The organism is Larkinella terrae, from assembly GCF_009668025.1.
Classification (GTDB): domain Bacteria; phylum Bacteroidota; class Bacteroidia; order Cytophagales; family Spirosomataceae; genus Larkinella; species Larkinella terrae.
The window spans coordinates 988203-1002037 of record NZ_WJXZ01000014.1; the positions used below are offsets into that span (position 1 = coordinate 988203).

7 protein-coding genes are annotated in these 13835 nt (G+C 53.6%); 1 reads left to right on the plus strand and 6 read right to left on the minus strand.

What is annotated here, in order from left to right:
• Positions 1 to 157: 157 nt before the first annotated feature.
• The 4 genes from GJJ30_RS25815 to GJJ30_RS25830 all read right to left on the minus strand — a co-directional run bounded on the left by GJJ30_RS25815 (position 158) and on the right by GJJ30_RS25830 (position 6995).
• The gene (locus GJJ30_RS25815) at positions 158 to 1636 is read right to left on the minus strand and encodes a RagB/SusD family nutrient uptake outer membrane protein (protein WP_154178051.1); all 1479 of its coding nucleotides are present in this window, start codon (positions 1634 to 1636) and stop codon (positions 158 to 160) included.
• Between the two features lie 115 nt (positions 1637 to 1751).
• Positions 1752 to 5309, minus strand: a complete 3558-nt coding sequence (locus GJJ30_RS25820; protein ID WP_229313417.1) for a SusC/RagA family TonB-linked outer membrane protein — start codon at positions 5307 to 5309, stop codon at positions 1752 to 1754.
• Positions 5310 to 5325: 16 nt separating this feature from the next.
• Positions 5326 to 6312: a FecR family protein gene (locus tag GJJ30_RS25825; protein ID WP_154178052.1), complete on the minus strand. Its 987-nt coding sequence runs from the start codon at positions 6310 to 6312 to the stop codon at positions 5326 to 5328.
• Between the two features lie 56 nt (positions 6313 to 6368).
• Complete coding sequence (locus tag GJJ30_RS25830) at positions 6369 to 6995, minus strand: RNA polymerase sigma factor (protein ID WP_154178053.1); 627 nt, start codon at positions 6993 to 6995, stop codon at positions 6369 to 6371.
• Between the two features lie 304 nt (positions 6996 to 7299).
• Here GJJ30_RS25830 and GJJ30_RS25835 point away from each other — a divergent pair, with 304 nt between their 5' ends.
• On the plus strand, positions 7300 to 9765 hold the full coding sequence (locus GJJ30_RS25835) for an ABC transporter permease (protein ID WP_154178054.1): 2466 nt from the start codon (positions 7300 to 7302) through the stop codon (positions 9763 to 9765).
• Between the two features lie 17 nt (positions 9766 to 9782).
• Here GJJ30_RS25835 and GJJ30_RS25840 read toward each other — a convergent pair whose 3' ends face one another.
• Together GJJ30_RS25840 and GJJ30_RS25845 are read right to left on the minus strand one after the other, a co-directional pair.
• Entirely contained in the window at positions 9783 to 12836 is a 3054-nt protein-coding gene (locus GJJ30_RS25840; protein WP_154178055.1) for a ligand-binding sensor domain-containing protein, read from the minus strand.
• Between the two features lie 12 nt (positions 12837 to 12848).
• A complete protein-coding gene (locus GJJ30_RS25845) occupies positions 12849 to 13622 on the minus strand; it encodes a LytR/AlgR family response regulator transcription factor (protein ID WP_154178056.1) in 774 nt (257 codons plus the stop codon).
• Positions 13623 to 13835: the final 213 nt, after the last annotated feature.

Here is a 13835-nt window from a genome sequence, read left to right on the forward strand (position 1 = left end):
TTCAGATTTTCCCTTGCTTTGGTTTACCCCCAACCCCCTGAAGGGGGCTTTGAGACGCCGATGAAAGCCCCCTTCAGGGGGTTGGGGGCAAACCAAAGTAAGAAAAATTATAAAATTCAGACAGTTTCTGAGACCTTACAGGTTTTTCTAATATCCGTTAATACCCCGGATTCTGGGCGATCTTATTGACCAGAATCTGCTCTTCCGGAATCGGTGCGAGGAGTTTCGTGGGCGTCACTTCGTACGATGTGTTGTACAGAAACGACTTCTTCGCTCGTTCGCGCTGACCGTGGGCCGTCATCACTTCCACGGCTTTACCCGTCCGTTTGAGATCATACCAGCGCTGGTTTTCAAAGCAGAACTCTACCTGCCGTTCTTTCGCAATCAGGGTTTCCAGGGCGGTTTTGCTGGTTCCGGCCAGCGACTGCGTCAGTCCCGCCCGGTTGCGAACCTGCTGCACGTACGGAATCGCTTCGGTGGTATTGCCCTGCTGGTTCAAGGCTTCGGCGTACATCAGCAACACGTCCGAATACCGCAAAACCGGCAGGTTATCACCGCTGCGATCGACCGGCGAGGTCACCGGCGCTTTGTACTTGGCGCAATACGGAATCGGCCGCACCACACCGTCCCAATCGGCTCCGGTCCAGAATTTGATCGAGACGTCTTTTCGTTTGTCACCGGCTTCGAACGCGTTGATCAGATCTTCGGTCGGCTGATTCCAGCCACCACCCACCAGGCTGATGCTGGGTCGCCCGGTGATGGCCCCGGCGGAGGTCCAGGGCGCAAACCAGAAAATAAACCGGTTCGACAAAGCCGCGCTGTTTTCGGAATACTGGATGGCAAAAATCGTCTCCTTAAAATCCTTGCTCGTCGGATTGAACAGATCGGCGTAATTTGGCAGCAGAATGTATTTGCCCGATTCGATGACGGTTTTCAGGGACGCAGCCGCTTCGGCGTACTTCTTCTGCGTCAGGTACACTTTGCCCAGTAGCGCCAGAGCGGCTGCTTCGTTGGCGCGACCATTTTCCTTGACGTCGGTGGCTCCGTTGAAATTCTCGACGGCGGCTTTCAGATCGGTGATGATGCTTTCGTAGACCTGCTCCTCCGTGGAACGTTTGATGCCCACCGCTTCCTGCGATTCGATCGGTTTCAGCACCAGCGGAACCCCGCCAAATTGCCGCAGCAGGTTGAAGTAATACAACGCCCGCAGAAACTGCGCTTCGCCCGCGCACCGTTTTTTGAACGACTCCTTCGACCAGGTAACGCCGGGCCGGTCAATCTCCGCCAGCAGTTTGTTGCAGCGCGTGATGCCATTGTACGACAAGTTCCAGAAGTTGGCGTAGGCGACGTTGTTGGACGCCAGAATAAACTGATCGATGATGCCCTTGGATGCCTCCCCCGTCACGGTGCTGTACTGAAAGCTGGCGTTGTCGGAGATCAGCTCGGCCATAACCCAGTGCTCCACTTTTTCGTAACTCTGCATCGGCACGTAACAGCCGTTGGCCAGCAGAATGTATTCGGTTTCGGACTTGTAAAACGTCCCTTCGCTCAGGGCAGTTTCGGGGTAAATTTCCAGAAAATCCCTGGAGCAGCCCGACAACAGCAACATCCCCGCTATATAAAGTATCTTTTTCATGCGAATTTGTAGGTTTGAGATTTGCGGTTTACGGTTTTCAGTATTCGGTTTATGGTAGCTGCCGCCTATGTACCCACGGACCGCCCACCGAAAACCGTATCCCGTAAACTGATTTCTAAAATGTCAGATTCACGCCCAGCGACGTCGTCCGTGCCAGCGGGTACGGCGACATGTCGAAACCGGGTGCCAGCGTGTTGTTGACCGTCACCGACTGAGCCTCGGGGTTCGCTCCTTTGTATTTCGTAAATATGGCTAGGTTTTGGGTCGTCAGGTAAAACCGGCAGTTGTTGACAAACCCGGTTTTCTTCACCCAGTTGTCCGGCAGCGAATACCCCAGCGTCAGGTTCGAAATGCGGAGGAAACTGGCATCTTCGACCCAGAGATTGGACACCCGGTGGCCCAGGCTCGGAGTCAGAATCGGAATGCCGTAATGCCGTCCGTCGCCCGGATTGTCGGCGTTGCGCCAGCGCGCATTCCACTCCTTGCTCACGTTGAAAAAGCCCTGGAGGTTATCGACGGTTTGCCGCAGGCCGTTCATGACCTGCCCGCCGTACTGCCCGTTGACGATCACATTCAGGTCGAAGCGATTGTACGTGAAACGGTTCGTCAACCCGTAAATGAATTTGGGGTGTGGACTGCCGATGATCGTGTAATCGAGCAAATCCGTAATCACGCCGTCGCCGTTGACATCCTTGTATTTGACGTTTCCTTCGTAGACCTGAGCGGTTTTGACGATGTTCGGATTGGCAATGTCGGCGGCCGTATACAAGCCATCAAAAATGTACCCGAAGAACTGGCTGATCGGCTTGCCCACCACCGAAACGTGCGTGGGATTGTTGTCGTTGTTACCGGCCAGAATCCGGTCGCCGTTGTCGTTCAGCGACAGCACTTTGTTGCGGTTAAATGCAACGTTCAGGTTCACGTCCCAATTAAAAGAACCTCTGGAAACCGGCGTCCCGCCCAGTGCAATCTCGACCCCGGTATTCCGGATATTTCCCTTGTTGACCGTCTGCGAATTGTAGCCCGTAATGGCCGGAATCACGTCGTTGAGCAACATATTGGTGCTTTTCCGGTAATAGTAATCCAGCGAGAGCGACAGGCGGTTCCGGAACAGTTCGACATCCGTTCCAACGTCCACCTGGTCCGACACTTCCCAGCTCAGGTACGGATTGGAAAGCCCGACGCTCGAGGCCGTTACCTGCGTTGTTCCAAAGACGTACGATTCGGCGTTGATCGACGCCAGGTGTGAATAATTCCCGATGTTGTTGTTCCCGCTACGTCCGTAGCTCGCCCGCAGTTTCAGGTCGTTGATATACCGGTTTCCTTTCAGAAAATCCTCTTCCGAAACCCGCCAGGCCGCTGCGAACGACGGAAACAGCGCGTACCGCTTCCGGCTCCCGAACCGCGACGAACCGTCGGAGCGGAAGGTGGCCGTCAGCAGATACCGGTCCCGGAAAGCGTAATTGATCCGTCCGAGGTACGAAATCATGGCCCATTCGTTGACGGTTTCGCCCCAGGCGCTGATGGTCTGGGCGGCATTGATGGTCTGAATCAGGTCGTTGGTGAAGGGCGAGGCTGTGAGGTTGATGCCGGTGGAGCGACTTTTCTGCGTCGTATACCCCAGCAAAGCATCAAACCGGTGGTTGCCAATGGTTTTGTCGTAGGTCAGGGTGTTCTCGATCAGCCAGTCGAACCTCTCGCTGCGGGTGTTGTTCGACCGACCGATTCCGGCCGTCGGCGGGGTGTTCGACGCCCCGACCGTGGCCGGAATGTACTGCGAATATTTTGCGGTAGACCAGATCGTGTTCAGCGACGTTTTGGCCTTCAGGCCCGGAATGATTTCCCATTCCAGAAAAGCCGAGCCGAGGTTCTGAAAATCCCGCTCGGTCTGGACGGATTCCCGGAGATTGAACAGCGGATTGGCAAAACTCCAGGCCGAATGGTATTTGCTCTGGGGCGAAACGATGTACGGAATCAGGTTGCCGTTGGCGTCGTAGGGCGACCGCAGCGGGTTGGCCCACAAACTTACACCCAGAATATCCTCCCGGCTGGCATTGGTATTGGTTCGTTTCTGCGTAATAAACGTCGGTTGCAGGATCGCGCTGACTTTCACGTGTTTACCCAGGTTCGATTCCATACCCAGCTTGGCGCTGTACCGTTCTACGCCCGTGTATTTCAGTACCCCATCCTGCCGAAAATACCCCAGACTCGCGCTCATCCGGCTTTCCTTGGTGCCTTTCTGAATGCTGATGTTATGGTCTTCAATAGCCGCCGGACGAAGCAGTAAACCGTACCAGTCGGTGCCTTTTCCGGTTAGTTTGGTCAAATCGCGGTATTCTTCCGGGTAATCGTCCACCGTAGCTGCCCGCTTTTCCCGCTGCTGAACCACAATGCCGATTTTGTCGCGTTGCAGTTCCGCAAATTCGCGTTCGTTCAGCATTTCGGGGCGGCCTTTCTGCGGCACCTGCTGCACCCCGCGCATCGACGAAACGCTGATTTCCGTCCGGTCGAATTTCCCTTTTTTGGTGGTAATCATGATGACTCCGTTGGCACCGCGCGAACCGTAAATCGCAGTGGATGAGGCATCTTTCAAAATACTGACCGATTCAATATCGTTCGGATTGATGAACAGCAAGGGATTCAGCGTCTGGTTCATGCCCGCCGAATACGGCATCCCGTCCACGACGTACAAGGGTTCGTTGCCCGCCCCAAGCGACCCGCTGCCCCGGATTTTGATGGAGGTTCCGCCCCCCGGTGCGCCCGACGGTTGCTGAATCTGCACCCCGGCCACCTGCCCGATCATCTTCTGATCGATGGTTGAAACCGGCAGGCTCCGGATGGATTTCTGATCCACTACCGCCACCGATCCGGTCAGATCCTGCGACCGCTGCGCCCCGTAGCCCACCACCACCACTTCTTCCAGCGATTTGGTATCCGGTTGGAGCGTAATGACGAAGCTGGTCTGCTGACCAAGTGTAACTTCCTGACTCAGAAAACCAATCGACGAAATCACCAGCGAACCCCGCGCTTCCGGCACGTTCAGGGTAAATTGCCCTTCGGCATTTGTGGAGGTGCCGAGGTTCGGATTTTCCTTGTAAATCACCGTCGCTCCCGGCACGGCTTCGTTGTTCTGATCCACCACCCGCCCGGAGATGGGCAGGTACGAAACCGTCACTTTCGGATTGATCGAGGAAATCGCGCCCATCGAAACGGCCCGCGACGCGTCTTCCGCACCATTTCCGGTAGGCGACTGGGAAGGAATGGCAGGCACCACCGTGGCGGGTTTATCCTTTTTTTCGGTGGACAGGGGCGAAATCAGGTAAAAGTTTTCGTTGACCTTCTCATACCGCAACGGCTGTCCTTCCAGCGCCTTTTTCAAGGCTTTTTCCGGGTTCGAAAAGGTGGCGGTTTTCAGCTCGACGGTGCGGTCTTCCAGCAAATCGGACCGGTAAGCAATCGAGATTCGGAAGCGGTTTTCGATTTCTTTCAGAACCGTACTCAGCGGTCGGCGCTGCGACTGGGTGGAGTGCCGGGCCGGAACGTCCTGGGTGTAGTTCCACGCCAGCGCCTGCCCGCTGGCCGACTGCTGAATAAACATTCCAAAGGCCAGCAAACTAAATAGAGTAGTTCTATCCATAAAATAGAGTTTACTGTTAATGAGGAGCTTTTTCATGCATTTGGGGTTAGGATTACAATTTTTTAAGGCGGATGTGGTTGCCCGACCGGCTGACATCCAGTGCGAAAAGGCGCCCTATCTGGATCAGCAGATCGTCGGCATTGGCAAGAGGCATCGACCCGGACGCTTGAAGCCGCAGCAGTTCTTCCGGCTGCACCTCCACCGTTAGCCCGTAATTATCCCGTAAAATTTCGATCAGATCGGCCAGGGTCGTCTGGTTCAGGATCAGGCGGTTTTCCTTCCAGGCCGAATAGAATTCCGGTTTGATGGACTTCAGCGAGGGCGCCCCATTTGCCCGGACCTCAAAGAGCTGACCGGGTTGCATCACAATGGCGGCCCGTTGGGTCTGGGCGGGCTGGCTCAGGCGAACCCGCCCCGATTCCAACATGACCTTAACCGCTTTGGGCCGGGTAAACACATTGAACGCCGTTCCCAGCACCTGAACGTCGAGCTGCCGGGCGTGAACAATGAATCGCTGGTGATTTTGCCGGTGCGTGACGGAGAAAAAAGCTTCCCCTTCCAGCCAGACTTCGCGGGCGGCATCCGGTTTCCACTGGCGGGCCAACCGGATGCGGGAATTGGCGTTCAGCGTCACCGAACTGCCGTCATGCAGCGTTACTTTCCGAGTTTCGCCAAAGGCGGTTTCATAGGTTTCGGGGCTGTTCTGGTAAGCCCAATACCCAACTCCGGCCAATAGAATGGCGGCCACCGAAGCCGCCATCGCCAGCCACCTCCGCGCCAGCAAAGGCCGAACGACCGGAGTTTGGAGCCGGTTCTGAACGGTTTCCCACGATCGATTTAGTTGTTCGCCGGAAATTTCGGACGGGTGCTGGCTGTACAGAATCAGAATCCGGGCCGAGGCAATGGCTTCGCGCTGCGCCGGGTGGGCTGCAATGTACAGCTGCCAAAACCGGTCTTCCGATTCCGCCGGGTTCAAAACCCAGTTGCGGAACCGGGTGTCGAAAACCCAGTCGTCCGGCGTAAACGATTCGTATTCCATGCGCAGCTTTTACCGCTTTTTTGGAATACAGTCCGCTGCGTCGAAATAGTACCCTCTTATCGGGTGATTTTTTTGAAAAAAAACGGAAATCCCGGAATGAGGCAGCTATAAAGAATTTTTGTGATGCGGAGGGGAGAGCCAATGTGTTGCCGAAGGGTGTGTAAGCCCTTCTGAATGAAGTTCTTGGCTGACTGATGATTAACGCCCATTACCTGGGCGATCTGCTCGAACGTCAGGCCGGAATAAAATTTCAGGGTGATCGCTTCCCGCTGCCGCTGCGGTAATTGTTCCAGCGCCCGATTCAGCTGCTGCACCTGTTGTTCCGAAAGCTGTCGGGTAATCAGGGCCTCTTCAACCGACAATTCCAGCGACGATTCCAGTTCCGTAGCCGGGTAGCTGTCCCGCATCCGTTGCAGCAAACTCATTTGCCGGAACATCGTGTTGCGGAGCGAACCCAGCAGGTAAAAAGCCACCCCGTCGGAAACCGGTTTCAGGTTGTAATGGTAGCGATGCAGGTTCAGAAATAAATCCTGAATACAATCTTCCACCAGGTCATCGTCGTGCGTAAATGTCCGGCCATACCGAAACAGGACCGCGTAAAACCGCCGATACAATTGTTCGAAGGCTTCCGGACTACCCTTTCGAAAAGACTCCCAGAGTTCAGCGTCGGAAAGGTGCATCATTCAATGAACTTATCTTAATGCAAATTAAACTTAAAATACAAATATTAAATTTTAATCCCGGCTTTTTATGAGATGCCGTTTTTCTGAGTCTGCAATGTATAAATATATTTCTTAGTCTATGGTTTATATAGATAAAATTTTGAATAAAATTGGCGTTCCTTCCTTTGTCTTGTCGGGTCATGTTTTTATCTCTTGCCGAAATGCGGCCCATTCCACTTTATATCAAAAGTTTTAGTAAATTTCCTTCGTTAACCTTTTCATTCTTAATCTTTTAACCGCCCGGGCGATCCAGCCTGCTACCCGTATGTTAGAAAACTACCTGAAAATCGCCCGGCGGAACCTCTGGAGAAACAGGACGTTCTCGGCCATCAACATCTTTGGGCTGGCCATTGGCCTGGTGGCCTGCTTCTTCGTGTTCCAGTACGTTTATTTCGAGTCGACCTACGACCGGTTTAATAAACAGGCGGATAACCTGTACCGGGTAACGATTTCGTACTCCGGCAGTTTTGCCAATGTCGCACCCACCGCTGCGAACCACCCGGCGGTTGGGCCCGCCATGAAGGCAGATTTTCCGGAAGTGGTGGATTACGCGCGGTTTGTCAGCACGGCCCTGTTTTTTAATGCGGCCACCCTGTCGTACGACGATGGCGTGGCGGTTAAGACGTTCAATGAAGGAAATATCTTCCTGGCCGATGCGTCGTTTTTTACGGTTTTTTCTTACCCGCTCGTTTCCGGCGACCCCAAAACCTGTTTGAAAGAGGCCAATTCCGTCGTGATTTCGGCCAGCGCGGCCCGAAAATATTTCGGCACCAAAAATCCGATCGGCCAGACGGTGAAATTCAGCGGCCGGATGCCGATGAAAGTGACGGCGGTTTTTGCCGACGTTCCCGAAAATTCGCACATCAAATTTGACATACTCGTTTCCTGGGCCACGGCGGGGCCGAATTTTGGCAACGATATGTGGACCTGGCCCGAATACTATAATTATGTGGTGCTGGCGCCGGGGACCGACGTGGCCAGGCTGGAAGCCAAATTCCCGGCCTTCATCGAAAAATACCTGGGCAAGACCATGAGGGAGCTGAATTTTCGCTCGGCGTTTCATTTACAGCCCGTTACGAGCATTCACCTGAACTCCAATCTGCTGAAAGAAGCCGAACCGAATGGCAGCCAGAAGGAGATTTATTTTCTGGCCATCATCGGGGTTTTTATTCTGTTTATCGCCTGGATCAATTACATCAATTTATCGACCGCCCGGTCGATGGAGCGCGCCAAGGAAGTGGGTTTGCGGAAAGTGGTCGGGGCGGAAAAACAACAGCTCATCACGCAGTTTTTGCTGGAGTCGTTTATCATCAACCTGCTGGCGCTCTTACTCGCGATCGTTATCATTCTCGGCCTGATTCAGCCGTTTAATTCGTTCATCGGGAAGGACATCAGCCGGGGCTTTTTTACGACCGGTTTGGGCCACGAACCGTTCTTCTGGCTGTCGGTTGTCCTGGTTTTTGGCGTGGGATCGCTGCTGGTGGGTTCGTACCCGGCTTTCGTGTTGTCGTCTTTCCTGCCCGCCAAAGTGCTCAAGGGGCTGGTAATCAAGTCCAATACCGGTATTTCGCTGCGACGCGTGCTGGTTTCGTTTCAATTCGTGCTGTCGATTATCCTGATCGCGGCAACCTTCGTGGTTTTCAAGCAATTCAGCTTTATGCGTAACGGCAATCTGGGGTATAAAAAGGATCAGGTTCTGATCGTGAAAGCACCTGCCATTGTGGATTCGACGATTGGCAACAAGTACGGTTTTTTCAAATCCGAACTCGCGAACACGTCCTCAGTGCTGGGTGCCACGGCCACATCCGACATTCCCGGTAACATGATCCGTTACCGAAACAGCGTGCGGAAGGCTGAGCAGGACAAGCAGCACAATTTTACTTCGTACCTGATGGAAATTGACGAGAAGTTCCTTCCAACGTATCAAATTGAATTGCTGGCGGGGAAAAATTTCGAAGCCACCGACAGCTCTTCCCTGCGGCCCAATGCCTACACGAAAATACTGATCAATGAGGAAGTTACGAAAGCGCTGGGCTTCCGGTCGCCCGAAGAAGCGGTGGGCAAGGAGGTGAAATTTGAACTGGGACAGAATACGCCCTTGTGTAAAGTATGGGGCGTCGTCAAAAACTTTCACCAGCGGTCGATGAAGGAAAAATACGACCCCATTTTATTTTACTACCCGTCCTGGAGTGACTGGAAATACGTTTCTATTAACATCAAGGCGTCGGATGCCGACCGGAGTATTGCCGACGTGGAAACGCTTTACAAAAATGCTTTCCCCGGCAATCCTTTCGAATACTTCTTCCTAGACGAGTATTTCAATCGCCAATACCAGGCCGACCGCCGGTTGGGGAACGTGTTCGGCCTGTTCGCCGTCCTCGCCATTGTCGTGGCCTGTATGGGCTTACTGGGACTTTCCAGCTTCGTAATCAAGCTGAGAACCAAGGAGATCGGCATTCGGAAAGTGCTAGGGGCTTCCGTAAGCGGTTTGCTGGTGTTGATTTCCCGGGATTTCATAAAACTGGTCGGTATTGCCTCGATCCTTGCCGTTCCGGTGATCTATTACATCGCGAAAATCTGGCTTGACAATTACGCCTTTCACATCGATTTGGGCTGGATGATCTTCGTGATTCCGCCGGTTTTGTTGCTGACCATCACCCTGATAACCATTTGCGCCCAAAGCATGAAAACCGCCCTGAAAAATCCGGTGAAATCGCTCCGCAGCGAATGAGAAGCTAACCGTGAACCTTAGATCATGGGCACTTTCACGATGAAATGGGTTTCCGTTTCCGTGATCACCAGCGGCAGGTTGCTTAAATACCGGTAGAGGGTTTTGAGGTTTTCCAGCCCCTGCTGATTGGAGGTTTCGACGAAGCGTTTGCGTTGCAGGTTGTTCTCCACACACAGGTACTCGCCCTCGCTGAACACCCGGATTTTGAGCGGATCGTCGTCGTCGATGGTGTTGTGCTTGATGGCATTTTCGAACAGGTTCTGTAGCGTAACCGGCACGATCTGCCGCGTCAGATTTTCTTCGGGAACGTCGATGGTGATCTGTAAACCGTCCTCAAACCGCGATTTTTGCAGGATGATGTAATGCTGCACGAAATTGATTTCGTTCTCCAGGCTGACGGTTTCCCGATCCCGGTTTTGTAAAATATAGCGGTACAGGGCCGACAGTTTCTGCAAAAACCGGGAGGCCTGTTTGGGGTCCGTGATGATCAGGCTGTTGAGCGATGTCAGGCTGTTGAACAGAAAATGCGGATTCAGGTGGTTGATCAGGTTCTGGTATTGAATTTCGGTTTTGTCGCGTTCGAGCCGGGTGGCCTGAATTTTGAGGTGATGCAGCCGCGACGTTTGCCGAATCCGGTAGCGGTAACCGCCGTAGATCAAACCGCCCAGCAGCAGCAGCATGCCAATCCGAAACCAGATGGTGTTGTAAAATGCCGTATCGACCTGAATCGCCAGCGTGGTTTCTTTGGTTTCCTGGCGGCCCACCAGCGCTTTCACCCGAAAAACATACTTGCCGCCCGGAATTTTCGTGTAGTTAGCCACCGACCGCGCCCCCGCCCGAACCCAGTGGTCGTCGTAATTGTCCAGTTTGTAGAAATACGTATACGACTGTTGCGGTAAACTGAGCGCGGAGTAGTTGATACTGAAGTTGTTATTGTTGACACCCAGCCGAAGCGAGGTCGTTTGGGGCTGAATGACAATGGTGGTATCCGGCTGCGTTACCGTGCTGATCAGGACGTTCGTCGGCACGAGCTGGCTGTTCACGCGGTGGGGCATGAACTCAATCACGTAGCCTTTCAGCATCCCCAGAATGTTCCGGTTCCGCAGGTTATACAGGTAGTTGATGTAATTGATTGTGGCGTCGTTCACCGGCAGAACAAAGTTCTGAAACGAGGAGCGCGCCGGGTTGAAAATGGACAGCTTATTGAAGGATGAGGCCCAAATATGCCCGTACGCGTCGGTACAAACCGCCCGGACGTCGTTGGAACACAAACCGTCCTGTTCCGTCCACGTCCGAAATGTGTTCTTCTGACTGTTGAGTTCGACCAGGCCGTACCCCGAAACCGGTGACCACAAGCGGTTTTGCTCATCCACCTGAAACGCAAAATGGTCGGTAAATTCCGTGCTGCGCGGCTGGGCCGGATAGTTCGTAAATTGTTGAAGATCAGTCGAAAGGCGGACGATTCCCCGGTTGAGGACGTCGGCCCACAAAACGCCCTTGCGGTCAAAACCGGCAGCCCGGGTTCGCACGCGGTTGCCGGTTCCGAACGGCATCGGAACGGTTCGCCATTGTTTGGTGGGTAAATAACACTGAAAAACCACATCGCTCGTGGCAAAGAGCCAGAGCCAGTTTCCCTGGCGGAGCAGCAGGGTGTTCAGGGCGTTGGAACGCTCGGCCACCATCTTTGGCAGCGGAAAAGGTTTCAGCTTCCGGGTTCGCTTGTTGAAGGTGTAAATGGCGCGCAGCGTGCAGATGAAAAACTCGTTCGGGTCGGGCGACGCGATCACGAGCGGCAGGTTAAACCGGAAGACATTGTCCTTCGGAACCGGAATCGGAATGATTTTCGCCCGCCGTATAACCGGGTCATAATGAATCAGTTTATGACCCACCGACGTCAGCCACCAGCTGCCGTCCGGGTCTTCCAGGAACGACGAAAGCCCTTCGTCCTGATTGAGTTCCGGCAGAAACTGCGCCAGGTTATGAATCCGGTAAAACGCCTTTTCCGGATTGGCGTACGAAATACCGTTCACGGTTCCGAGCCAGATCGTGCCATCGGACTGCTGCCAGCCCGCCCAGAAAAAATCCCCGGCGATGGACGTTTTGCCGGCTACGTCGTGGAAGAATTCGGTTGGCTGATACGTTTTCCCTTCCACAAAAAACATGTGGTACGTCCACGAACTGGTCCAGAGGTTGTGGTTGCGGTCGACAAAAATCGTGGCCATCGGAAAAGCGGTTTGCCCGCTCCGGGTTTTGAGCGGAATGCTTTTGACGACGGTTTTGGTATCGAGGTTATAAACGATGATCCGTTCGGCGGCATTGTCGGCAAAAATCAGAAGCGAATTGCCGTCCAGCGTAACACCCGAAGTACCATGTGGCTGAAAAAGAGGAGATTTCTCGGGATTATTCCGGTAGTTGTAACACTGGCCGGAAACCGCATCCACGAAATTTAATCCGTTTTCGTCCTCCATCGTTACCCACAAACCGGGCCGTTTCGGGTCTTCGACAAGGCCGTTTTTACTGACCAGATTACTTGATAACGAAGCGGGATCTTCGGGCCGGTGGACGTAATGGCAAAATATATTTTTCCGGGGATCGAACTGAAACAGACCGTTCTGGTGACTGGAAAACCAGATGCGGCCTTCGCGGTCGCAGATGATGTTCAAACACTGGCCGAGGTTAATGCCTTCGGCGGTCCGGATGTTGAAAAATTGACCGGTTTTGCGGTCGTACCGGGTGATGCCGTTGTTGGTAGCCGCCCAGATATTCCCGTTATTGTCCTGACACAGGTCGTGTACGATGTTGTTAACCAGCGTTTTATCGGGATTTTGCCGGTCGGCTTTAAAGGTAGTAAAATGACTCCCGTCGAAGCGGTCCAGCCCGCCGTAGGTTCCGACCCAGAGCTGCCCGTCGCGGTCCTGCAGAAACGTATTGACCACGTTATAGGACAAGCCCTGCTGCTCCCGAATGTGGTGAAACTCCAGGGGAAGCTGGCTGGGCTGGGCCAGCAAACCGGTTTTTACGCTGAACAGCAGCAGCCAGCCAAACCCCCATGTCAGGATTTTATTCGCCATAAGTCGGGGCTTTTACCGGTCGAGCCAGCGTTTAAAAACCGGTGCTTTCTGGCGACTGATGTCGATGGCCACCGCGTGGTGCGGAGCACTGAGTTTCAGAATTAACTTGGAATTGTGCAGACTGACCACGCTATGAATGGCGTCGGCATTGACGATAAACTGGCGGTTGGCGCGGTAAAACCGGTTCGGGTCGAGCAGTTCCTCCACCTGTTCGAGCGTTTCGTAATCCAGCGGATACCGCTCACTGGTTTTGGTGACCAGAAAAATCACCGAATCGTACTGGAAAAAAGCGATGTCGGCCACTTTGACCGGCACCCAGCCCGTGCGGGCGTTTCCCAGAAACGTTTCTTTATACATTGGCTGCAGGGTGCCGGGCTGCTGCAGGGCGTCCATCAGTTTCTGCAGATTGATGGGCAAACCGGCTTTCTGGCGGCTGAACTGGCGGGCTTTGGTTACGGCTTTGGCCAGATCGTCGGGTTCGACGGGCTTGAGCAGGTAATCGATGCCGTTCACCTTGAAAGCCTGAATGGCGTATTCATTGTATGAGGTAATAAAGATGATTGGGCAGGAAAGCTGAAAGGTTTCGAAAATCTGGAAACTCACGCCGTCGGCCAGCTGAATGTCGGCAAACACCACGTCGGGCTCGGCGTTTTCGCTGAACCAGCGGAGGGCGGTTTTGACGCTGGGCAGCGTTTCGATGATCCGGACATCGGGGGCCACTTCGGCCAGTTTGAACGCAAACTCACGCGCTACGAGTTTTTCGTCTTCGATGACAACCGCATTCATATCGTCAATGGAAAAGGAGTAAAATTGTTTCTGGTCAAAACTTCCGAAAACAAAGCGATACTACGAAAAAAACGTCGTCGACTGGTCGTTAAACCGGATCAAAGCGTCAGCAATCCGGGTTAAATGGTTTTCTGAGTAGGTACCCAAAAATAGTATAAAATACGGTTTTCAGGCGAAGAAGTTCGTGGCCAAAAAAGACGTTTGAACCGGGCG